General features: G+C 67.8%; 17 protein-coding genes and 1 pseudogene. 8 read left to right on the top strand and 10 right to left on the bottom strand.

Annotated features, from left to right (window positions below; all coding sequences use genetic code 11):
* The first annotated feature begins 30 nt into the window (after positions 1 to 30).
* A complete protein-coding gene (ilvA, locus tag AC5Y5Z_RS05355; protein ID WP_499923779.1) occupies positions 31 to 1,323 on the top strand; it encodes a threonine ammonia-lyase IlvA in 1,293 nt (430 codons plus the stop codon).
* Positions 1,324 to 1,354: 31 nt separating this feature from the next.
* Here ilvA and AC5Y5Z_RS05350 read toward each other — a convergent pair whose 3' ends face one another.
* The gene (locus AC5Y5Z_RS05350) at positions 1,355 to 1,993 is read right to left on the bottom strand and encodes a TetR/AcrR family transcriptional regulator (RefSeq protein WP_499923777.1); all 639 of its coding nucleotides are present in this window, start codon (positions 1,991 to 1,993) and stop codon (positions 1,355 to 1,357) included.
* Positions 1,994 to 2,069: 76 nt separating this feature from the next.
* On the opposite strand from AC5Y5Z_RS05350, the gene AC5Y5Z_RS05345 reads away from it, so the two are divergent.
* Positions 2,070 to 3,323, top strand: a complete 1,254-nt coding sequence (locus AC5Y5Z_RS05345) for an oxygenase MpaB family protein (protein ID WP_499923775.1) — start codon at positions 2,070 to 2,072, stop codon at positions 3,321 to 3,323.
* On the opposite strand, the gene AC5Y5Z_RS05340 is transcribed toward AC5Y5Z_RS05345, so the two are convergent.
* Positions 3,292 to 3,939 (bottom strand): pyridoxamine 5'-phosphate oxidase family protein, encoded by a 648-nt coding sequence (locus AC5Y5Z_RS05340; protein ID WP_463825168.1) that lies wholly within the window; start codon positions 3,937 to 3,939, stop codon positions 3,292 to 3,294. The two genes, AC5Y5Z_RS05345 and AC5Y5Z_RS05340, sit on opposite strands and share 32 nt — an antisense overlap.
* A 40-nt stretch (positions 3,940 to 3,979) precedes the next feature.
* Here AC5Y5Z_RS05340 and AC5Y5Z_RS05335 point away from each other — a divergent pair, with 40 nt between their 5' ends.
* Complete coding sequence (locus tag AC5Y5Z_RS05335) at positions 3,980 to 5,305, top strand: aminotransferase class I/II-fold pyridoxal phosphate-dependent enzyme (RefSeq protein WP_463825169.1); 1,326 nt, start codon at positions 3,980 to 3,982, stop codon at positions 5,303 to 5,305.
* A gap of 4 nt (positions 5,306 to 5,309) precedes the next feature.
* Here the strand turns inward: AC5Y5Z_RS05335 and AC5Y5Z_RS05330 are convergent, their stop codons facing one another.
* The 8 genes and pseudogenes from AC5Y5Z_RS05330 to AC5Y5Z_RS05295 form a co-directional block, all read right to left on the bottom strand.
* On the bottom strand, positions 5,310 to 5,597 hold the full coding sequence (locus AC5Y5Z_RS05330) for a DUF4190 domain-containing protein (RefSeq protein WP_463825170.1): 288 nt from the start codon (positions 5,595 to 5,597) through the stop codon (positions 5,310 to 5,312).
* Positions 5,598 to 5,955: 358 nt separating this feature from the next.
* On the bottom strand, positions 5,956 to 6,333 hold the full coding sequence (locus AC5Y5Z_RS05325; protein WP_499923773.1) for a nuclear transport factor 2 family protein: 378 nt from the start codon (positions 6,331 to 6,333) through the stop codon (positions 5,956 to 5,958).
* On the bottom strand, positions 6,330 to 8,054 hold the full coding sequence (gene treZ / locus AC5Y5Z_RS05320; protein ID WP_499923771.1) for a malto-oligosyltrehalose trehalohydrolase: 1,725 nt from the start codon (positions 8,052 to 8,054) through the stop codon (positions 6,330 to 6,332). The genes AC5Y5Z_RS05325 and treZ overlap by 4 nt, the downstream gene beginning before the upstream one ends.
* Positions 8,047 to 10,347, bottom strand: coding sequence for a malto-oligosyltrehalose synthase (gene treY / locus AC5Y5Z_RS05315; protein ID WP_499923770.1), 2,301 nt, complete (start codon positions 10,345 to 10,347; stop codon positions 8,047 to 8,049). Before treY ends, treZ begins: the two co-directional genes overlap by 8 nt.
* A 3-nt stretch (positions 10,348 to 10,350) precedes the next feature.
* Positions 10,351 to 12,531 carry a glycogen debranching protein GlgX gene (glgX, locus tag AC5Y5Z_RS05310; protein WP_463825174.1) on the bottom strand — a complete coding sequence of 727 codons (2,181 nt, stop codon included), beginning with the start codon at positions 12,529 to 12,531 and terminating at the stop codon, positions 10,351 to 10,353.
* A 53-nt stretch (positions 12,532 to 12,584) separates the two neighbouring features.
* Positions 12,585 to 14,729 carry an acetyltransferase SucT gene (gene sucT / locus AC5Y5Z_RS05305; RefSeq protein WP_463825175.1) on the bottom strand — a complete coding sequence of 715 codons (2,145 nt, stop codon included), beginning with the start codon at positions 14,727 to 14,729 and terminating at the stop codon, positions 12,585 to 12,587.
* Positions 14,730 to 15,080: 351 nt separating this feature from the next.
* Positions 15,081 to 15,761 (bottom strand): annotated as a pseudogene (ripD, locus tag AC5Y5Z_RS05300) (NlpC/P60 family peptidoglycan-binding protein RipD); the annotation flags it as partial.
* A 335-nt stretch (positions 15,762 to 16,096) separates the two neighbouring features.
* Positions 16,097 to 16,531, bottom strand: a complete 435-nt coding sequence (locus tag AC5Y5Z_RS05295; protein WP_499919086.1) for a hypothetical protein — start codon at positions 16,529 to 16,531, stop codon at positions 16,097 to 16,099.
* A 190-nt stretch (positions 16,532 to 16,721) separates the two neighbouring features.
* Between AC5Y5Z_RS05295 and AC5Y5Z_RS05290 the strand changes: the two genes are divergently transcribed.
* From AC5Y5Z_RS05290 to AC5Y5Z_RS05270, 5 genes are all read left to right on the top strand, one after another.
* Positions 16,722 to 18,035, top strand: coding sequence for an adenosylmethionine--8-amino-7-oxononanoate transaminase (locus AC5Y5Z_RS05290; protein ID WP_499919087.1), 1,314 nt, complete (start codon positions 16,722 to 16,724; stop codon positions 18,033 to 18,035).
* Between the two features lie 5 nt (positions 18,036 to 18,040).
* Positions 18,041 to 19,186 carry an 8-amino-7-oxononanoate synthase gene (locus AC5Y5Z_RS05285; protein ID WP_463825179.1) on the top strand — a complete coding sequence of 382 codons (1,146 nt, stop codon included), beginning with the start codon at positions 18,041 to 18,043 and terminating at the stop codon, positions 19,184 to 19,186.
* A complete protein-coding gene (gene bioD / locus AC5Y5Z_RS05280; protein WP_463825180.1) occupies positions 19,183 to 19,857 on the top strand; it encodes a dethiobiotin synthase in 675 nt (224 codons plus the stop codon). Before AC5Y5Z_RS05285 ends, bioD begins: the two co-directional genes overlap by 4 nt.
* Positions 19,857 to 20,360 carry a 2'-5' RNA ligase family protein gene (locus tag AC5Y5Z_RS05275; protein WP_463825181.1) on the top strand — a complete coding sequence of 168 codons (504 nt, stop codon included), beginning with the start codon at positions 19,857 to 19,859 and terminating at the stop codon, positions 20,358 to 20,360. The genes bioD and AC5Y5Z_RS05275 overlap by 1 nt, the downstream gene beginning before the upstream one ends.
* Before the next feature lie 179 nt (positions 20,361 to 20,539).
* Positions 20,540 to 21,241, top strand: a complete 702-nt coding sequence (locus tag AC5Y5Z_RS05270) for a GAF and ANTAR domain-containing protein (RefSeq protein ID WP_499923763.1) — start codon at positions 20,540 to 20,542, stop codon at positions 21,239 to 21,241.
* The last annotated feature ends 17 nt before the right edge of the window (positions 21,242 to 21,258 follow it).

Raw genomic sequence — 21,258 nt, 5'->3', positions numbered from 1 at the left:
GGCGTTGCCGTGGCATGGCACCATTGACCGGTGTCCGCCGAACTGAGCAGGAGCCTGTCTGACCCCACCGGTCTGCCGCTGTGTGCGGCCGACATCGACGGCGCGGCCAAGCGGATCGCGCCGGTGGTCACACCCACTCCGTTGCAGCTCAGCGACCGGCTGTCCCAGATCACCGGCGCCACGGTCTTTCTCAAACGCGAAGACCTGCAGGTGGTCCGCTCGTACAAGCTGCGTGGGGCCTACAACCTGCTGGTGCAGCTGTCCGAGGAGGAGCTGGCCGCCGGCGTGGTGTGCTCGTCGGCCGGGAATCACGCCCAGGGCTTTGCCTTCGCCTGCCGGTCACTGGGGGTGCACGGCCGCGTCTACGTACCCGCCAAGACGCCCAAGCAGAAGCGCGACCGGATCCTCTATCACGGCGGCGAGTTCATCGAGCTGATCGTCGGCGGGTCCACCTACGACCTGGCCGCCGAGGCCGCCCGCCTGGACGTGGCCCGCACCGGCGCCACGCTGGTGCCGCCGTACGACGATCTGCGCACCATGGCCGGCCAGGGCACCATCGCCGTCGAGATCCTGGACGCGCTGGGAGTCGAACCCGACCTGGTGGTGGTTCCGGTGGGCGGCGGCGGCTGCATCGCCGGCATCACCACCTATCTCGCCGAACGCACCGCCACCACGTCGGTGCTGGGGATCGAGCCGGCCGGTGCCGCTGCGATGATGGCCGCGCTGGCCGCGGGTGCGCCGGTCACGCTGGATGCCGTCGATCAGTTCGTCGACGGCGCTGCGGTGGCGCGCGCGGGCGCCCTGCCGTATGCGGCTCTGGCGGCGGCCGGCGACATGGTGTCGATCACCACCGTCGACGAAGGCGCAGTGTGCACCGCGATGCTCGACCTGTATCAGAACGAAGGCATCATCGCCGAGCCCGCCGGCGCCTTGTCGGTGGCCGGCCTGCTGGAGGCCGACGTCCCGGCCGGCTCGACGGTGGTGTGCCTGATCTCCGGCGGCAACAACGACGTCTCCCGATACGGTGAGGTACTGGAGCGTTCGCTGGTCCATCTCGGTCTCAAGCACTACTTCCTGGTCGACTTCCCGCAGGAACCCGGGGCGCTGCGGCGGTTCCTCGACCAGGTGCTCGGCCCAGGTGACGACATCACCCTGTTCGAGTACGTCAAACGCAACAACCGCGAGACGGGTGAGGCGTTGGTCGGCATCCAGCTGGGATCGGCCGCGGATCTGGATGGTCTGCTGGCGCGCATCCGCGACACCGAGATGCACGTGGAAACGCTGCTGCCCGGTTCACCGGCTTTCCGCTACCTGGTGCACTGAGGCCGTTCCGGCGAGTCCGCGGGCGTGACGATCAGTCCGCGGGTGTGACGACGCCGCGGACCACGGCGACGCACAGATCGGCGCAGATCGTCGCCAAACCGTCGGTGCTCTCGACCGGCTCGCGCAGCCAGGCATCGATGATCTGATTGACGCCGCCGACCATGAACTGGGCGCCGCGGCGCAATTGGTCAGGCGGGGGCGGCTGCGTGGCGAGCACCCGCGGAGCCTGCTCGATGACCGAATCGGTGATCATCTCCAGGATGCTGGTGCGGTGTTCGGCCAGCCCGGCGACGGTGCTCACGTCGCCGGTGGCGATGCGGTGGATGTGCGGGTCGGCGGCGATGATGTCGAGGAAGGCCTGCAGCGCGGACCGCAGTTTGTCCGTCAAGGTGCCGGGATTGGCCACGCCGGCCAGGAGCAGCGCATCGAGGAGCTGATCGCGCACGTCGTCGGACACGGCGAACAGCAGTTCCTCCCGGTTGCTGAACTGCTCGTAGAAGTAGCGGGGGATGAGGCCGGCCGCGGTACACACGCCGCGCACGGTCACCTCCGCGACTCCCGATTCACCCCAGATCTGCCGGCCAGCTGCCAGCAGTTTGCGACGGCGTTCGGCGCGACGGTCGTCGGCGCTGATCCCGCCGTAGTCGCGAACCACCCCCGCGCGCTTCATTGACAGCACCTTACCCGCGCTCTACATTCGGATCACAGCCGTTATCCAAAACTCGGTTTCCCTCAGGAGGGGCGAAATGACTGCCCAGACGCCCATTCCCACCCGCCACCCCGACCGGCCCCGAAGTGTCCCCGCGGCCGTTCGGTTGTTGGCGATGGCGCTGGGAGTGCGGGGGCCGTCGCCGCAGCAATGGCGCCATCTCGGTGAACGGCTCACCGTCGGTGACCCGCCGATGGACCGCTTGGTCGACTGGATGGCGTCGACGGATCTGACGTGCGGGCGCTCGCTGTTCGAACGTGCCCTCACCGAGGGCATCGCGAATGTGCCGCAAGCACCGGAACCGTTGCGCGACTTCTTTTTTCAGGTAGAGGCGACACCGGACTGGGTCGACTGGGAAGTGATGCGCCGTGGGCAGCGCGCGCTGCGCCGAGGCGGCGCCGACGGCATGTACATCGCGCGCGACGTCTCGCTGCTCGGCGGGTACCAGTTCTCGGGATTCAATAAGACTCTGGTGCGCACCGGCGCGCTGGAGAAAGGCTCGAACCAGCGCTTCGCCGAGACGATGCGGTGGGCCATCGATGTCATCGCCGACGCAGAGATGGTCCCGCACGGTGTCGGCTACTGCTCGACGCTTCGGGTCCGGTTGATCCACGCCCTGGTTCGTCGACACGTGGCGGCGATGCCGGACTGGCGCGCAGCGGACTGGGGATTGCCGGTCAACCAGACCGATATGGCCGCCACGCTGGTGGGCGCCCTGATCGCCCCGACTGCCGGTGCCCTCGGCATGGGCATTCTGCAGACGCCGGGTGACCTCGACGCGATCGCGCATCTGACCCGCTACGCCGGCTGGCTGATCGGGGTCGACGACGACTGGCTGCCAAGGAATTTTCGCGATGGGATCCGGGTGCTCTTCCACACCCTGACGGCGCTCTCCGATCCCGACGAGTCCACCAAACAGCTCGCGGTCCCGATGGTCGATGACCCGCTGGCCTGGCACTATCGCACGTTGCCGGGCCTGCGCCGCCGCTTGGCCTGGGCCCAACACCTGTCGCTGACGAGCGGGTTCCTGGGGCCGCGCGCCATGCGCGCGCTGGGTTTGCCGGTGTACATGCCGCCGTGGTTCCCGCTGTTGCGGCTGCCGGTCAATCTGGTCCGCAGTGTCGTCGCCCTGACCCGGCCGGACGGCCTCGACCGTGCGGCCGCCCGCGGCCAGCGCGAGCAGGAAGCGTTGTTGCGCACCATCATCGGTGACGGCGGGGTCACCATCGGCGGAGCCGCCGCGCACCTGACGGCCGGGGTCAGGGCCGCAGATACGGCGGCAGTGGGGTAGCCGGATCGAGTTCGGCGGCCGGTACCGGTGTTCCGGTGGCCAGGCACAGTGGTATCACCCCGGCCCAGTGCGGCAGGACCAGATCTTCCGGCTCGTCGGCCACTCCGCCGGCGCGCACTTTGGCCGACACCTCGACCAGGTCGAGGGCCAGCACCGCGGTGGCGGCGAGTTCACGCGCGTTCGGGGGCCGGCAGTCCGCGGCCCTGCCGCGTCGGATGTGGTCCAGCAGTGCGGTCAGGGCGCGTGCTTTCTCTGCCGGGTCATGCACCAGGCGTGCGGTGCCCATCGCCACCACCGAGCGGTAGTTCAGCGAGTGGTGCATCGCCGACCGGGCCAGCACCAGCCCGTCGACCACGGTGGCGGTGACGCAGACGCCGATCCCGGCCGTGCGGGCGGCCAGCATGGGACCGGCACCGGATGACCCGTGCAGGTAGAGGGTCTGTCCGACCCGCGCGTGGGTGGTCGGCAGCACCACCGGACGGCCGTCGGTGACGTAGCCCAGGTGGCAGATCAGCGACTCGTCCAGGATGCGGTGCACGGTCTCGTGGTCATAGCGGGCCCGATCCCGGTACCGGCTGGGGGTTGTGTGCGGAGCAGGTTGATATGCGGTGGCCATTGGCTTGCCTTTGATGTTGTACTAGTACATAATGGTTAACGTGCCAGTACGATACAACATATCCGGAACCGGCGCCGACTCGATTGCCGCAAGCGTCGAAGAGGGCATCTCGCAAGGCGCCCTGGCCCCCGGCGACACCTTGCCGTCGATCCGGGAAGTCGCGACCCAGTTGGGCGTGAACCCCAACACCGTGGCCGCCGCCTACCGGCTGCTGCGCGATCGCGGCGCGATCGAGACCGCGGGGCGGCGCGGCACCCGGGTGCGGCACCGTCCCGCGACCACCTCCCGTTCGTTGCTCGGCATCGAGGTTCCCGACGGCGCGCGCGACCTGTCCAGCGGCAACCCCAGTCCCAAGCTGCTGCCGATCGCCGCGGCCCAGCTGGCCCCGCCGCCGGGTGCACCGGTGTTGTACGGGAAGCCGGCCATGTCGAGCGCGTTGCTCGATCACGCCCGCGCCGACCTGTCCGCCGATGGTGTCAGCGCCGAGCACCTCGCGGTCACCAGCGGTGCGCTGGACGGCATCGAGCGGGCGCTGACCGCTCATCTGCGCCCGGGCGACCGGGTTGCCGTCGAGGATCCGGGGTGGGCCAACTTGCTCGATCTGATTGCAGCCCTTGGTCTTTCGGCCGAGCCGGTGCAGGTCGACGACGACGGGCCACTGGTGCTGAGCATGGCGCGCGCGCTGCGCCGCGGGGTGCAGGCGGTCATCGTCACCCCCCGTGCGCAGAACCCGACCGGGGCGGCGCTGTCCAAGGAGCGTGCCGCCGCACTGCGCCGGTTGCTGGCGGGCAAGACCAGCGACGTGCTGGTGATCGAGGACGACCATTGCGCCGGCATCTCCGGTGCCCGGTTGCACCCGCTGGCCGGTGCGACGCGCCGCTGGGCGTTCGTGCGGTCGACGTCGAAGGCGTACGGGCCGGACCTGCGCCTGGCGGTCATGGCGGGGGACCGCCGCACCGTCGAACGGGTGCATGGGCGGCTTCGGCTGGGGCCGGGCTGGGTCAGTCATCTGCTGCAGGACCTGGCCGTGCGCATGTGGCTGGACGAGGAGGTGACGGACCTGGTGATCGCCGCCGGGGACCGGTACGCCAACAACCGCAACGCCTTGTGCGACGCCCTGGCCGAGCGCGGCGTAGCCGCGCAGGGGCGATCGGGGCTCAATGTCTGGGTGCCGGTTCCGGACGAGACGGCGGCCATCACCCGGCTACTCAGTGCAGGCTGGGCGGCGGCTGCGGGCACCCGGTTCCGGATCGACGCGCCACCGGGGATGCGCGTCACCATCGCCGAGCTGAGCCATGACGACATCGAGCCGCTGGCGGATGCCATCGCCGATGCGGTCCAGGGCACCGGGCGACCCAGCGTGTGACCGATCAAGTGAGCAGCAACCACACGAATACGAACGCGTAAACAGCGAATTGGGCCGCCGACAGCGTGATGCCGGCGATGGCGAACCGGCGCCCGGTGCGGTCGCTTACGTCGGTCTCATACAGCGCGTTCACCCCGAAGGGGATCGTCACCAGCCAGCACGGAATGAACAGGAAGAAGTACTGCAGAACGCCGAAGGCCAGGCTGAGGATGGCCAGGTTGCTGGTCTTGCACCGCTTGCTTGAGCGGGTCTCGAACGTGGCGGTGGCCGGTTGCGGGGCGATCGTCGTCATGCCAATAGCGTCGGGCACCGCGCTTGGTAGATCCTTGGCGGTTTCGCACCGTCGCGGGCAACGCGTGCGGTGCATTGGGGCCGATGGGGGCGACCGTCGACGGCGGTCGGTGGTCGGCTCACTGTTCCCACGCGCCCCAGCCGTCACCGCGCCGGGAATGGGCTCGTCTTCGCCCAGCTCCGAGCAACAATCCCACCTCACAGCGACAATGCGCCGTCGTGGCCTGACTGCGGGACCATCCGCACAACCGCGACCGGCACACTTTCGGACGCGAATTGTCGCTGGTAGGTGAGAAAGTCGCGATGAGGTGGGCAAAGATGTGTTGCCCGCGAAAATCCGCTGCGGCGGGCGGGCAGAGTCATGCCCAGATACCCTGCTTGTAGCCGCAGTTCCATACTTCGGTGATCCGGCCGTTGACGACCCGGAAGATTTCGATGCTCCCGATGTCCACCGCGGTGCCATCCTTCAATGTCATCGGGGACTGGTAGACCACCGCGACGTGTTCGCCGTCGTCACCGGCGATCACCAGGTTCAGGTCAAAGCGAATGGTCTCGAACATCGCCCAGTGTTCGACGATTCGGTTGACCGCCTGCTCGTGAGTGAGGGTGGTCGCCTCACCCACGTCGTGGCGAATCACCGTGGCGCCCATCAGCTCTTCGGCCAGCGCGAAGTCACGCTGATTCCACACGACCAAGTTGTACAGCTCGACTACCTCGCGCGCGGTGCGGGTGTTCATGGACAGCGCAGCACTGCCACCGAATGACCGGGTAGCCGGGTCGCGTCGGTGCCGACGTCAGGCGTGTCCCAGGCCAACACTGGTTCGCCCGTCACCGGCACGCTCACCGGCCCGGCACTGAGGTTACAGGCGATGGCCAACTGGTTGCGGCGCAGCACGATCCACTGCTGTTCTTCGTCGTAGTCGGTGACGAGATGATCGAGCTGCGCGTCGGACAGATCGGCCTCGTTGTGCCGCAACGCAATCAGCTCTCGATAGAAATCCAGCAGCCGTGCGTGCTGCTCGGAGGTGACTTCGGCCCAATCCAACTTCGAGCGCAGGAACGTCTGCCGATCCTGCGGGTCGGGGATGTCGTCGGCGTCCCAGCCGTGTTCGGCGAACTCCGCCTTGCGGCCGTCGCGGGTGGCCTGCGCGAGCTCGGGTTCGGGGTGCGAACTGAAAAATTGGAACGGAGTCGACGCTCCCCACTCCTCACCCATGAAAAGCATTGCCGTGTACGGCGACCCGAGCACCAAAGCGGCCTTGACGGCGAGTTGCCCCGCGGTCAGGTTCTGCGAGGGACGGTCTCCCAGCGCACGGTTGCCCACCTGATCGTGGGTGCAGGTGTAGGCCAACAGTCGGGTTGCCGGCACCCGGGCGGGATCGAGCGGACGGCCGTGCCGGCGGCGACGGAATGACGAATACGTGCCGGCGTGGAAGAAGCCGTGGCGCAGGGTCTGCGCCAGCGTGGCCACCGCGCCGAAGTCCGCGTAGTAGCCTTGCCGTTCCCCCGATACCGAGGTGTGGATGGCGTGGTGGATGTCGTCGGCCCACTGCGCGGTGATCCCGTAACCACCCTGATCGCGCGGAGTGATCAACCGCGGGTCGTTGAGGTCGCTTTCGGCGATCAGTGCCAGCGGACGCCCTAATTGCTGTGACAGCCAATCAGTTTCGGTGGCGAGCTCCTCCAGGATATGCAGCGCGGTGGTGTCCACCAGTGCATGCACCGCATCCAGCCGCAACCCGTCGGCGTGGAAGTCGCGCATCCAACGCAGCGCACAGCCGATGATGTAGCGGCGCACCTCGTCGGAGTCGGCGTCGGCGATGTTGATGCCCTCACCCCAGGGGTTACTGCCCGACGACAGGTACGGGCCGAACCGCGGCAGGTAATTGCCGGACGGCCCGAGGTGGTTGAACACCGCGTCGATCAGCACCCCCAAGCCCCGCGCGTGACAGGCGTCGACCAGCCGGACCAACCCGTCGGGCCCCCCGTAGGGTTCGTGCACGCTGTACCACAGCACGCCGTCATAACCCCAACCATGGGTTCCGGCAAAGGAATTCACTGGCATCACCTCGACGAAGTCCACGCCGAGATCGACCAGGTAGTCCAGCTTGTCCACCGCCGAGTCGAAGGTGCCGCCGTCGGTGAAAGTGCCGATGTGCAGCTCGTAGATCACCGCACCCTCGACCCGTTTGCCGGCCCAGTCGCTGTCCGTCCAGACCGCCGTCGCCGGATCCCACAACTGGGAGCGTTCGTGTACCCCGTCGGGCTGGCGTGGTGAGCGCGGATCGGGCAGCACGGTGGGGTCGTCGTCGAGTAGGAAGCCGTAGCGCGCTTCCGGTGGCGCGGCTACGTCGGCGTGCCACCATCCGTCGTCGGAACGGGCCATGTCGTGCACGGCACCGTCGACGTCAAGTCGCACCTGCTCGGGAATGGGCGCCCAGACCCGGAATTCAGCCACGGTCACGCTCCAGCAGGACGACCGGCAGGTCCGCGAACAGTTCACCGGCCGACGTCGGACCGCTGGCCATGGCGCCGGTCAGCCGATCGGTCCAGGAACCGTCGGGCAGCGGCAGGACCGTGTCACCCCAGCCGGTGTCGGCCAGCCGCACCGTCCAGCGGGTCACCGCAACCAGAATGTCGGGGCCACGGCGAAACGCCACCACGTGGTCGCCGGCCTGACCGACCGGCAGCACCGGTACGTAGTCACCGTCCACAAAGCAATCCGGCCGCGTGCGCCGCATCCGGAGCGCGGTGGTGACAACCCGAATCTTGGGATGCTGCAACTCTTTCAACGCAGCACGGCGGGCCGCGTAATCGACCTCGCGGCGATTGTCCGGATCCACCAGGCTGTCGTCCCACAATTCGGTGCCCTGGTAGATGTCGGGTATGCCGGGCACGGTGAGCGCCAACAGCTTCTGGCCCAGCGCGTCGCTGGCGGCGTGCGGATTGAGCTGGACCACCAGTTCGGTCAGCGCGCCGGCCACCGGACCGTCCAGGACGGTGTCCACCCACCGGTGCACGGCGTCTTCGAATTCGGTGTCCGGATCGTTCCACGTCGTATGCCACGCTGCTTCGCGGATCGCTTTTTCGGCGTAGCCGTGCAGCCGGTCGCGAAGTTCGTCGGTCACCTCGCCGGTCACCGGCCACACCCCGAAGATGTTCTGCCACAGGAACTGTCCAGTCGCCGGCTCGGGCGACGGGGCCTGGGCCTCCCAGCGTCGGACGAACTCCGTCCACAGCGAGGGCACCTGGGACAGCACGCCGATCCGGGCCCGGACATCCTCGCCTCGTTTGGTGTCGTGGGTGGTGAGCGTGGTCATGGCGCGTGGCCACAGCCGGGCGCGGGTCGCGGCGCTCTGGTGGAATTCGGCGGCGCCGACGCCGAATCGGTGCGGTTCGCCGCCGACTTCGTTCAGTGACACCAGCCGCGCATCGCGGTAGAACAGACAGTCTTCGACCGCCTTGGCGGTGACCGCGCCACACAACTGCTGCAGCCGGGTGGCGGCCTCACCGCCGTCGGCGAGTGCGGCGGCCAGCACCTGCAGCGCCGGGCCGAACTCCGGTCGCCCGGCTTGGGTTTCGGCCAGCGCGGTGGGCAGCAGAGCGGCCAGCCCGCGGTAGTCGCACCGGTAGACGTCGATGTGGGTCAGCAGCGCCGCCACCGCGTCGGACAGCAGCGGATCGTCCGCCCCCGCGGTCGCCACGATGCTGCGCCGCAACCGGGCCAGTTCACTGGCCAGCGTGTCGGTGGCGGCCCGGATTTTGAGGTCGGCCAACATCTGGGGCATGTCGGCGTAGGACATCCCGGCGGATTCGACGAGCGCGGTGAGCGCCGGGGCACCGGTGGGGTCGACGAACACACCGCCCACTTCCCGCAGCACGTCATATCCGGTGGTGCCGGCCACCGGCAGGGTCGGCTCCAGCGCCTCGTCGACCCCCAGGATCTTTTCGATCACGATCCACGCCTCGGGCCCTACCAGCGTGCGCAGCCACGCCAAATATCCTGCCGGATCGGCCAACCCGTCGGGGTGGTCGATCCGTACCCCGTCCACGAGTCCGTCCCGAAACCAGCGGGCCACCTCGGCGTGGCTGGCGTCGAATACCGTCTGATCCTCCTGGCGCAACCCGGCCAGCGAGGTAATCGAGAAGAAGCGGCGGTAGCCGACGACGCCGCGCCGCCAGCCCACCAGGCGGTAGTGCTGCCGGTCGTGCACGTCCGGCCCGGCGCCGTCGCCGGTGCCGGGGGCGATCGGCAGCGCCAGGTCGCCCAGCCGCAGCAGATCGCCGTCGACACTCAAGTCGGCGACGTCGTCGTCGGAACCCAACAGCGGCAGCACAATTCGGCCGGCATCGTCCAGCGACCAGTCGATGTCGAAGTAGGAGCTGTACGGCGAATCTTTCCCGTGCCGCAACACATCCCACCACCAGCCGTTCTGCTGCGGATCGTCGATGCCGACATGGTTGGGCACAACGTCGACGATCAGTCCCATGTTGCGTGAGCGCGCCGCCGCGGCCAGCCGGGCCAGGCCCTCCGGCCCGCCCAGCTCCGCGGACACCGTCGTGGGATCGGTGACGTCATAGCCGTGCGAGGAACCGGTGGCTGCGGTCAGGATGGGGGACAGGTACAGGTGTGACACCCCGAGTTCGTCGAGGTAGTCCAACAGGTCCTCGGCGTCGGCCAGGGTGAACGCAAAACCGCTGGACTCGCCGCGCAACTGCAACCGATACGTTGCCGAAATTGGAAAAGGCATGCGTCACAACGTCTTACGCAGCACGAACATGGAGCGTCCGGGGGCTACCAGCTCTTCGCCATCTCGGAACACCCGCTCGGACGCGCCGGTAGGACAGGTCGTGTCGAGTTCCACGATCCACTCTCGGGCATATTCTTCGCGGGGCATTACGAAGGTCACCTCTTCGTGATAAGCGTTGAAGCACAACAGAAATGAGTCGTCGACCACCCGTTCGCCACGACGGTTGGGTTCGGCCAGCGCCTGACCGTCCAGAAACACGGCGATCGATTTACCGAAGTCGTTGTCCCAGTCCTGGGCGGTCATCTCCTGCCCGGACGGCGTCAGCCAGTTGATGTCGTGCACTCCGGTACCGCTGCGGATCGGCTGTCCCTTCAGAAAGCGTCGGCGCCGAAACACCGGGTGTCTCTTGCGCAGCGTCGTCGCTTTGCGGGCGAACGCCAGCTGGTCGGCGTTGTGTTCCACCAATGACCAGTCCATCCAGGACAATTCGGAGTCCTGGCAGTACACATTGTTGTTTCCCCATTGGGTTCGGCCGATCTCGTCGCCGTGCGAGATCATCGGCGTACCCTGGCTGACCATCAGCGTTGCCCAGAAGTTGCGCATTTGACGACACCGCAACTCGGTGATCTCCGGGTCGTCGGTAGGGCCTTCCACGCCGCAATTCCAGGACCGGTTGTGGCTTTCACCGTCGCGGTTGTCTTCGCCGTTGGCGGCGTTGTGTTTCTCGTTGTACGACACCAGATCATGCATCGTGAAGCCGTCGTGCGCGGTGACGAAATTGATGCTGGCCGAAGGGCGTCGTCCCGTCGCCTCGTACAGGTCCGACGAACCCGTTAGCCGGGAAGCGAACTCACCCAGGGTTGCGGGTTCGCCCCGCCAATAGTCGCGCACAGTGTCGCGGTATTTCCCGTTCCACTCGGTCCACAAACCTGGGAAATTGCCGACCTGGTAACCGCCTTCACCGACATCCCACGGCTCGGCGATCAACTTGACCTGGCTGACCACCGGGTCCTGCTGCACCAGGTCGAAGAACGCCGACAACCGGTCGACGTCGTAGAACTCGCGGGCCAGCGTGGCCGCCAGGTCGAACCGGAAGCCGTCGACATGCATCTCGAGCACCCAGTAGCGCAGCGAGTCCATGATGAGCTGCAGGGTGTGCGGGTGGCGCATGTTGAGGCTGTTGCCGGTGCCGGTGAAGTCCTTGTAGTGCCGCAGATCTCCGTCGACCAGCCGGTAATAGGCGGCGTTGTCGATGCCTCGGAAGTTGATGGTCGGTCCGAGCTGGTTGCCTTCGGCGGTGTGGTTGTAGACGACGTCGAGGATGACTTCGATGCCGGCCTCGTGGAAGGCGCGCACCATCGACTTGAATTCGGCGACCGCGCCGCCCGGCTTGCGGGTCGCCGCGTACTGGTAGTGCGGGGCGAGAAAGCCGAATGTGTTATAGCCCCAGTAGTTTCGCAAACCCAGATCGACCAGCCGGTGATCGTGCAGGAACTGGTGCACCGGCATCAACTCGATGGCGGTGACGTTGAGCGACTTGAGATGCTCGATGATCACCGGGTGCGCCAGCCCGGCGTAGGTGCCGCGCAGTTCGGCGGGGACGCCGGGATGGGTTTGCGTCATGCCCTTGACGTGCGCCTCGTAGATGATGGTCTCGTGGTACGGCGTGCAGGGCGCGCGGTCCGATGCCCAGTCGAAGAACGGGTTGATTACCACACTGGTCATCGTGTGGCCGAGCGAGTCGACCATCGGCGGAATTCCGGTCTCCGACGGGTCCTGGGCCGCGACGGCCAGATCATAGGAGTACAGCGCCTGGCTGAAGGTGAAATCGCCGACGAACGCCTTGCCGTAGGGGTCGAGCAGCAGCTTGCTGGGATCGCAGCGATGGCCCGCCGCCGGATCGAACGGTCCGTGTACGCGAAATCCGTAGCGCTGCCCGGGTGTAACAGTCGGCAGATAGCAATGCCAGAGGTAGCCGTCGACCTCGTCGAGTTCGATCCGGGTCTCGGTGCCGTCACGGGCGATCAGGCACAGTTCGACCCGGTCGGCAACTTCGGAGAACAACGAAAAGTTCGTGCCGGCACCGTCATACGTGGCGCCGAGCGGAAACGGCGCGCCGGGCCACACCATCTTCACCGACGGCGACTCGTCGGCGCCGTCAAACGCGAAGTCGGTCCCGGCCATCACTCGACCTTAACGGTGTCGGGGTCACACCGGACGGTATGCGGGAAGACCCCTCACCACCAGCCGGTGACCGCCGCGATCTGCCGGCCCAGCTCGGGCGCCAAAGTGCGCATGTACGTCGGGGTCAAGTGATGCGGATCACGGTAGATCAGCACGTTGCCCTCGACCGCTCGGCAGGTGTCCGGCTCGCATATCGCGTCGGACAGATCCAGAGGCTTCAACAGCGGGAACTGCCCGACGAAGTCCAGCGTGCTGTTGCGCTCGGAAAGCAGCTCGGAGCGTTTGATCTCGCACGAGTGCGATCCGGTGGCCTTGGCCAGGCAGTCGGCCGGGTTGAACGGCTGGCCATCCTTGACCAGCCAGGGGGTGTCCCGCACGCCCAGGATCGGAATGTTGTTGTCGGACAACGTCTGCCAGATGCCGATGTAGGTGGCGGGCATCACGTCGCCGGACTTGATATTCCAGGGGCGCGTGGTGGTGGTGAACACGTAGTCGGGACGGTCGGCGACCAGCTTGGCCATCGTCGTCTCCACCCATTGGCGGCACTGCGGATACGGCGCGTTGTTGCCCATGATCAGTGGGACCTGCTCGGTGGACAGCGCGCAACCCATCTTCAGGTAGGTCACCACCCGGAAGTGGTGAATGCGGCCCAGCAGGTCAAGCGCGGTGAGCCAGTGTTCAGCGTGCGACCCGCCCGCCAGCGCGATGGTGCGGGGCGCGTCGGTGTCGCCGTAGGTGCAGTTGACCACCGCCGGGTTGACGAAATCGCTGATGCAGCCGTCGCGGGTGGAGGCGGGCAGGTCCTCCTTGACCTCCAGCACAGTGGGCCGCATCCGCAGACTGGGCACCCGGACGTGCTCGGTCAGGGCCCGGGCGCCGGGGTAGTCGGCGGCGCTGAGCCCGCTGAGTTCCTTGCCCGAGGCCCGCTCGACGACCAGGTGCTCGCGCCAGGTGAACGACGTGGCGGTCAGCGTCACGGCCAGCAGTGCCACGACCGATCCCAGCGCGATGGTCGGGCGGCGCAGTCGAACCTGCCAGGTGGCCTCGTGAGATGGCTGAGGAGATGCCCGGTAGCGCAACGGATCCTCGATGTGCCGGGAAGTCAGGTACGCCAGGACCCCGGACACCAGCAGCACGGCCAGGCCCTCGACGAAGTTGGCGTGCTTGTGGCCGGTGTAGGACAGCCAGAAGATGAGCAGCGGCCAGTGCCACAGGTACAGCGAGTAGGCCATCGCGCCCAGCGTCACCAGCGGCCGTGCCGCCAGCAGGCGGCTGGGCAGCGGCATCTTGCCGCCGGTGGCGGGATCGGCGGCCAGGTTGGCCCCGGCCAGGATCATCAGCATCGTGGCGCCGACCGGCACCAGCGCCCACGGGCCGGGAAATTCCTTGACACCGTCGATCAGGGCGCCGCAGGACAGAATCGCCGCCAGCGCCGCGGTGGCGACACCGGTGCGCAACCACATGGGCCAGCGCAGATAGGGCACCAGGGCGCCGACCAGCACGCCCAGCAACAGTTCCCACGCGCGGGCGAAGCTGTTGTAGTACGCGGTCGACTGGTTCGCCTGATGAGCGACGACGGCGAAGACGAACGACGCCACCGTCAGCGCGCTCAGCACCACCACGAACAAGGTCCGCAGATGTCTGCCCAGCGGGGCTCTGAACAGATAACCGCAACCGGCGATCAGAATCAGGAACGCGACGTAGAACTGGCCCTGCACCGACATGGACCAGATGTGCTGCAACGGGCTGACAGCCTCCCCGGCACGCAGATAGTCCGAGGCCGAATTGGCCAGCTCCCAGTTCTGGTAGTAGCCGAGGCTGGCCAGGCTCTGGTCGGCGAAGGTCTCCCACCGTGTCTGCGGCTGCACCAGCACAGTGAGCAGCGCACACGCGGCCAGCACGACGATCAGCGCCGGCAACAGCCGGCGCACCAGTCGGACGAACTCGGTCACCGGCGACAGCGACCCGCCCAGCCCGGCGCGCAGCACCTTGCCACCGAAGAAGAACCCGGACAGGGCCAGAAAGACGTCCACGCCGCCGGACACCCGGCCGAACCAGACGTGGAACACGGCAACCAGCGCGATGGCGATGCCGCGCAGACCGTCGAGATCGTGGCGGTAGAACCCCGACGAACGGGTGCCCATCGCGCCCGACGCCGGGTCGGCGGCCGGTGCGCTAGGCGGGGTCGAAGTCTGCATGATCACCGCTAACTTACCGAAAACCGCCACTTGCTCCTGCCGGAGCAAGTGGCGGTCGCCGGGAGCCTGCCGGGAGAGGGGAGGCTACCGGGCGGGCGCAGCCGGCACCAACTGCAAGGGCGGCGTCGGTACCGGCTGGCCGGGCACCTGCTGGGCGGGCAGCTGCTGCTGCGGAGCCTGCTGACCGGGCAGCTGTTGCACGGGGGCCTGCTGTAGCGGAGCCTGCTGCCCGGGTAACTGCTGGGCGGGGGCTTGTTGCAGTGGCGCCTGCTGCGCGGGAGCCTGCAGCAGTGGCGCTTGTTGGCCGGGCAGCTGCTGCACCGGGGCTTGCTGCAAGGGCGCCTGCTGCCCAGGCAGCTGCTGCACCGGCGCCTGCTGCCCAGGCAGCTGCTGGACCGGCGCCTGCTGCAGCGGTGCCTGCTGGGCGGGCAACTGCTGTTGCTGCAGCGGAGCCTGTTGCGCCGGAGACTGGGCCAGCGGCGCCTGCTGGACGGGTGCCTGTTGCGCGGGGGCCAACGGCGCCGGGGCCGTTTGCGCACCCAGAATCCGGACCAGGTAGGGCGCCATGCCGCTGCTGCGCACCGGGGAAACCTGGACAACGTCGCCGACCTCGAGCATCTGGCCGTTACCCAGGTACATCGCGACGGCCTGGGTGCCCTCAGGGCCGTAGAAGATCAGGTCACCCTTGCGGGCCTGCTGCGGCGCGACCCTCTCGCCGACCCGGTACATCTGACCCGAGGACCGCGGCAACTTGAGCCCGGCACCGGCGTAGGCGTACTGCATCAGACCGGAGGCATCGAAGCCGACGGTGTTGATCCCGGAACCGGTGCCGCGGGTGGGCCCGGTGACACCGCCGCCGGCCCAGGAGAACGGCACGCCACGCTGCGAAAGACCGCGGGCGATCACCGTGTCGACGGCCTGCTGGGAATCGGCCGGCCTGGTATACGGATCAGCGGACGCGAGTCCTGCTGTGGTTGCCATCGGCGCTCCCAGCATCATCAGGCCGATCGCGAAGGCGTAAACGCGTTTCATCTCGTTGCCTCTTTTCTGGGGCCCGTTGGCCCCTCGGTGCCTCAGCGCGGTGACCGCGCGCATCCGCCGTCGTTCCCCGACGGACGCGATCCGGCCGCCACGTCGGGGCCGAGCGCCGCTGGATGACACTTGGTGCGGTGAACCAGTCGGTAAGCCCGTTGTATTCACACCAGTCACTACAGCCACTTTGACAACAGAGAAGAGTGTTGGCCAGGGAGCCGAAAGAGAATTTGTGAGAACGTGACCAGACGGTGACGGGACCGGCCAATCTCGTAATAGCCGTGAGGATTTCGCTGGCAGATGTGTTGCCGGGGCGTGATGTTGCCGTCGGGAACTCAGCGCCCGAAGGTGGCGCTGAAATCGGTCAGAGCCCGGCCCAGGACCGACGCCAGGCTGAGGACGCCGACCGCAACGATCGGCCAGAACGACATGAACCAGCCCTTCACCAGCGACACGAAGGGACCGACCAACGCCGCGGTACCGGCTGCGCCGATGCCACCCCACACCAGCGGGAAAATGTAGTAATTCACGCCGAACGGCACCGGCGGGCAGTCCTCGCCCTGGCAGACGTTGTCGGTGAAGGCGAACAGCCGCGTCGGCCAGGTGGTCATCGTGAGAGCGGCGATCAGCAACGCCAGCAGCACGAACATGGTGACCACGTCCCAGGGGGCCAAGCGCAGCCGGATGACGCGGGGGCGTGATTCGTCGTACGACGGCGGCGCGTCGTCGCCCGTGTCGAGGGATTCATTCGGTGCGGCCACGCCAAGCATGCTTCCCGATGGCCGGGCATATCGCGACTCCACGCGGGGAGTCCGGTCACGTGTTGAGTGTGAAGTCAGGGCTTTGCCAGTGAGGTGACGGCGGAAAATCGGACATTCTGCGCCCTGACTTCACTACCGAAGCCGTGGCTGCACACCAGACGCAAAACCCGGCGGGACTGCTGGACTACTGTCGATCTCCGTGGCAGCGGCCGATTTTCCCGGCCCGGGGTTGACTCCCGAGCAGATCAGCGCGATCGACGCAGCTCATCTGTGGCATCCCTACAGCACCATCGGCAGCGAAGCGATCCCGCCCGTCGTCGCCGTCGCCGCCCGCGGCGCCTGGCTGACATTGATCCGGGACGGCCGCCCGATCGAGGTGCTCGATGCCATGAGTTCCTGGTGGACCGCGATACACGGCCACGGCCACCCGGTGCTCGACACGGCCATGACCGCCCAGCTGCGCACGATGAACCACGTCATGTTCGGTGGCCTGACCCACGAACCGGCGGCCCGGCTGGCCCGGCTGCTGGTGCAGATCACCCCGCCGGGACTGGAAACGGTGTTCTTCAGCGATTCCGGTTCGGTGTCGGTCGAGGTCGCTGTGAAGATGGCGCTGCAGTACTGGCGCAGCCGAGGCCGGCCGGCCAAACACCGGCTGATGACCTGGCGCGGCGGCTACCACGGCGACACCTTTACCCCGATGAGCGTCTGCGACCCGGACGGCGGGATGCACTCGCTGTGGACCGACGTCCTGGCCGACCAGGTGTTCGCCCCGCAGGTGCCACGCGACCACGACGCCGCCTACAGCACAGCGTTTGAAGAGCAGCTCGCCGCGCACTCCGCCGAGCTGGCCGCGGTGATTGTCGAACCCCTGGTGCAAGGCGCCGGGGGTATGCGGTTTCACGATCCGCGTTACCTGGCAGACCTGCGCGACATCTGCACCCGTCACGACGTGCTGCTCATCTTCGACGAGATCGCCACCGGATTCGGCCGCACCGGCGCACTGTTCGCCGCCGACCACGCCGGTGTCAGCCCGGACGTCATGTGCGTGGGCAAAGCCCTCACCGGCGGCTACCTCAGCCTGGCCGCGACACTGTGCACCACCGAAATCGCGCACACCATCAGCACCGGGTCGGCGGGTGCACTGATGCACGGGCCCACCTTCATGGCCAATCCATTGGCCTGCGCGGTCTCGGTGGCCAGCGTCGAGCTGCTGCTCGCCCAGGACTGGCGGTCCCGAGTCAACGAGCTCGCCGTCGGCCTCACGGCCGGGTTGGAGCCGGCACGGGCGCTGCCCGGGGTGGTGGACGTGCGGGTGTGCGGCGGAATCGGAGTCATCGAGTGCGCCCGATCCGTGGATCTGGCGGTGGCCACGCCGGCGGCGCTGCACTGCGGGGTGTGGCTGCGCCCGTTCCGCAACCTGGTCTATGCCATGCCGCCCTATATCTGCGGCCCCGCCGAGATCGAGCGAATCACCTCGGCGATGGTGCAGGTCGCGGGCCTCGTAGGCTGAACGCCATGCAGGCCCCCATCGAGACCTCGCCGCTGGCCTGGCTGGCGGCGGTGGAAACGCAGCGCCGCGCGGCCGGGCTGCGTCGCTCGCTGCGTCCCCGCCCCGCGGTGGGCACCGAGCTCGATCTGGCTTCCAACGACTACCTCGGACTGTCCCAGCACCCGGCGGTCATCGACGGGGGCGTGCAGGCGTTGCGAATATGGGGTGCCGGTGCGACGGGATCCCGCCTGGTCACCGGGGACACCGAATTGCACGCGCAGTTCGAGACCGAGCTCGCTGAGTACGTCGGCGCAGCTGCCGGATTGGTGTTCTCCTCGGGGTACACCGCCAACCTGGGAGCCGTGGTCAGCTTGTCCGGCCCGGGGACATTGCTGGTCTCCGACGCCTACTCGCACGCCTCCCTGGTGGACGCCTGCCGGTTGTCGCGGGCGCGCGTGGTGGTCACGCCCAGTCGCGACGTCGCGGCGGTGGATGCAGCGCTGGGGTCGCGCACCGAGGAACGCGCTGTCGTCGTCACCGACTCGGTGTTCAGCGCCGACGGGGCACTGGCCCCGCTGCGCGAGCTGCACGCGGTGTGCCGGCGGAACCAGGCGCTGCTGATCGTCGACGAGGCCCATGGGCTCGGCGTGCGGGGCGGGGGCCGCGGGCTGGTGCACGAGGTCGGACTGGCCGGTTCGCCCGACGTCGTGGTGACCACGACGTTGTCCAAGGCACTCGGCAGCCAGGGTGGGGTGGTGCTCGGTCCGGCCGAGGTGCGCGCACACCTGATCGATGCGGCGCGTCCGTTCATCTTCGACACCGGCCTGGCGCCGGCAGCGGTGGGTGCTGCGTTGGCGGCATTGCGACTCCTCAAGACGGAAACCTGGCGACCAGACGCAGTGCTTGCTCATGCAGCAGAGCTGGCCCGGGTCTGCGCTGTCCAGCAGGTCCCGCAGTCGGCTGTGGTGTCGGTGATCCTGGGCGATCCGGAGGTGGCGGTGGCCGCGGCGGCGGCGTGCCTGGACGCCGGGGTCAAGGTGGGCTGCTTCCGGCCGCCGACGGTGCCGGCCGGCACGTCGCGACTGCGACTGACCGCCCGGGCGTCGCTGAGCGTCGAGGAATTGGAGTTGGCGCGGCGCGTGCTCGCCGATGTGCTGCAGGCGCGCGCTTGACCGTTCTGGTCGTCACCGGGACCGACACGGGTGTCGGGAAAACGGTTGCCACCGCCGCCCTGGCGTCGCACGCCCGCCAGGCCGGTATCGATGTCGCGGTGTGCAAGCCCGCCCAGACCGGCATCCGCGACGGTGACGACGACCTCGCGGAGATCCGCAGGCTGTCCGGGGTGACCGAACTTGCCGGGCTGGCGCGCTACGAGTTGCCGATGTCACCGATGGCCGCGGCCCAGCAGGCGGGTCTGCAGTTGCCCACCCGTGACCAGGTGCTGCGTCTGATCCGCGACCTGGACCGCCCCGGACGTCTGACCCTGGTCGAAGGCGCCGGTGGACTGCTCGTTGAACTCGCAGCCGGTGGCGTCACCCTGCGCGACCTCGCCGTCGATCTGTGCGCCGCGGTCCTGGTCGTGGTCCGCGCCGGTCTGGGCACCCTAAACCACACCGCATTGACGTTGGAAGCGCTTGCGGCACAGCATATTTCGTGCGCTGGTCTGGTGATCGGCAGCTGGTCGGCGCAACCGGGGCTGGTGGAAACAACCAATCGGGAAGCGCTGAACCAACTGGCTACTGTTCGCGCGGTGCTGCCCGCCGGAGCCGCGTCGCGCGCCGACTTCGCCGCCATCAGCACTACCGCGTTCGATGCCGCATGGGTACGAAATCTGTTGCGCTGATGGCCCATTCGATCGAGCTGCTGTTCGACCCCGACACCGAGGACGTCCTCCGCAGGATGTGGGACGACCTGGCGGCCTCGAGCGTCGACGTCCGCATCCCGCCGGGCCGTCCGCATGTCACCGTGGTGGTCGCCGAACGCATCGACCCCATCGTCGACGAACTGTTGCGACCCGTCGCGCGGCGGTTGCCGTTGCGCTGCTTGATCGGTGCGCCGGTGTTATTCGGCGGGGACCCGGTGGTGCTGACCCGGCTGGTGGTGCCCAGCCGGGAGCTGCTGCGGCTGCATGCCGAGGTGCACCGGTTGTGCAACGCGCACCTGATCCCGATGCCCAACAGCCTGCCTGGACAGTGGACCGCGCACGTCACGTTGGCCCGCCGGGTCGGTAGCGCCCAACTGGGGCAGGCGCTGCCCCTGGTGACCCGGCCACCGCAGCTGGTCGGTCAGTTCGCCGCGCTACGCCGCTGGGACGGCGACCAGCGGGTCGACTACCTGCTCGGTTAGCGGACCGTCCGCGATCGTGGGGCTCCTGCGTCAGGCGTACTCGTCCCGAAGCCGGGTATCCGCCAGGCAGGTGGTACGGCAGTCCGGAATGTCAGGACCACTCAGCCCTCGGCGGTCCTGAAACCGGCTGCCGGGGGCGCTCCAGGCGACGTTCTACGACGCGGATTAGGGTTCTTGGTATGGCCAGAGACGCTGCGCAGGATCTCGCGTCGCTTCTCGGCGACCTGGCGGTCCACATGCAGGGTCAGACCGACGTCGGTGAGACCCTTGCCGCGATCGTCGAGGGCGCGGTCGCGCTGGTGCCGGGCACTCGGTGGGCCGGGATTTCACTCATCGAGGCAGGCGCGGTGCGCGCTGAAGTTCCGACCGATCCACGGGTCGCCGAACTGGACGAGATGCAGACCGCACTGAATGAAGGACCGTGCCTGGACGCGCTACGAGAGCACCACACAGTGCTCGTCGACGATTTGAGCAGCGAGAAACGGTGGCCGCGCTACGCCCGGGCGGCACGGGACCGGGGGATGGGTAGCGTCCTGTCGTTCCAGCTGTTCGTCAACCAGCAGAACCTGGGCGCGCTCAATCTGTACGCCGCCGAAGCCGGAGTGTTCGGCGAAGATTCGGTCCACATAGGACTCGTGCTGGCCCAGCATGCCTCGATAGCGCTCGCCGGCTCCGCCGCCGCCACCCACTTTGACGCGGCCTTGACCACCCGTGACATCATCGGCCAAGCCAAAGGCATCATCATGCAGCGGATGAATCTCACTGGCCTGCAGGCATTCAACTTACTCATCAAGACGTCGCAGCGCGGAAACATCAAACTCATCGAGATAGCGCGGTGGATCGTCGAACAGCACGAGGCGGGACTGGACCGTCCGTCCTGAGGCGTCCGCGGCAGCGG

Source organism: Mycobacterium sp. NGS29 (genome assembly GCF_059812965.1).
This window is presented reverse-complemented; position numbering and strand designations above follow the sequence as displayed.

Bases quoted from the DNA above. Each gene is read 5' to 3' on its own strand.
- AC5Y5Z_RS05350 (WP_499923777.1), bottom strand. From the start codon at position 1,993: ATGAAGCGCGCGGGGGTGGTTCGCGACTACGGCGGGATCAGCGCCGAC.
- AC5Y5Z_RS05345 (WP_499923775.1), top strand. From the start codon at position 2,070: ATGACTGCCCAGACGCCCATTCCCACCCGCCACCCCGACCGGCCCCGA.
- AC5Y5Z_RS05340 (WP_463825168.1), bottom strand. From the start codon at position 3,939: ATGGCCACCGCATATCAACCTGCTCCGCACACAACCCCCAGCCGGTAC.
- AC5Y5Z_RS05330 (WP_463825170.1), bottom strand. From the start codon at position 5,597: ATGACGACGATCGCCCCGCAACCGGCCACCGCCACGTTCGAGACCCGC.
- AC5Y5Z_RS05325 (WP_499923773.1), bottom strand. From the start codon at position 6,333: ATGAACACCCGCACCGCGCGCGAGGTAGTCGAGCTGTACAACTTGGTC.
- treY (WP_499923770.1), bottom strand. From the start codon at position 10,347: ATGCCTTTTCCAATTTCGGCAACGTATCGGTTGCAGTTGCGCGGCGAG.
- glgX (WP_463825174.1), bottom strand. From the start codon at position 12,531: ATGGCCGGGACCGACTTCGCGTTTGACGGCGCCGACGAGTCGCCGTCG.
- sucT (WP_463825175.1), bottom strand. From the start codon at position 14,729: ATGCAGACTTCGACCCCGCCTAGCGCACCGGCCGCCGACCCGGCGTCG.
- AC5Y5Z_RS05295 (WP_499919086.1), bottom strand. From the start codon at position 16,531: ATGCTTGGCGTGGCCGCACCGAATGAATCCCTCGACACGGGCGACGAC.
- AC5Y5Z_RS05285 (WP_463825179.1), top strand. From the start codon at position 18,041: ATGCAGGCCCCCATCGAGACCTCGCCGCTGGCCTGGCTGGCGGCGGTG.
- AC5Y5Z_RS05275 (WP_463825181.1), top strand. From the start codon at position 19,857: ATGGCCCATTCGATCGAGCTGCTGTTCGACCCCGACACCGAGGACGTC.
- AC5Y5Z_RS05270 (WP_499923763.1), top strand. From the start codon at position 20,540: ATGGCCAGAGACGCTGCGCAGGATCTCGCGTCGCTTCTCGGCGACCTG.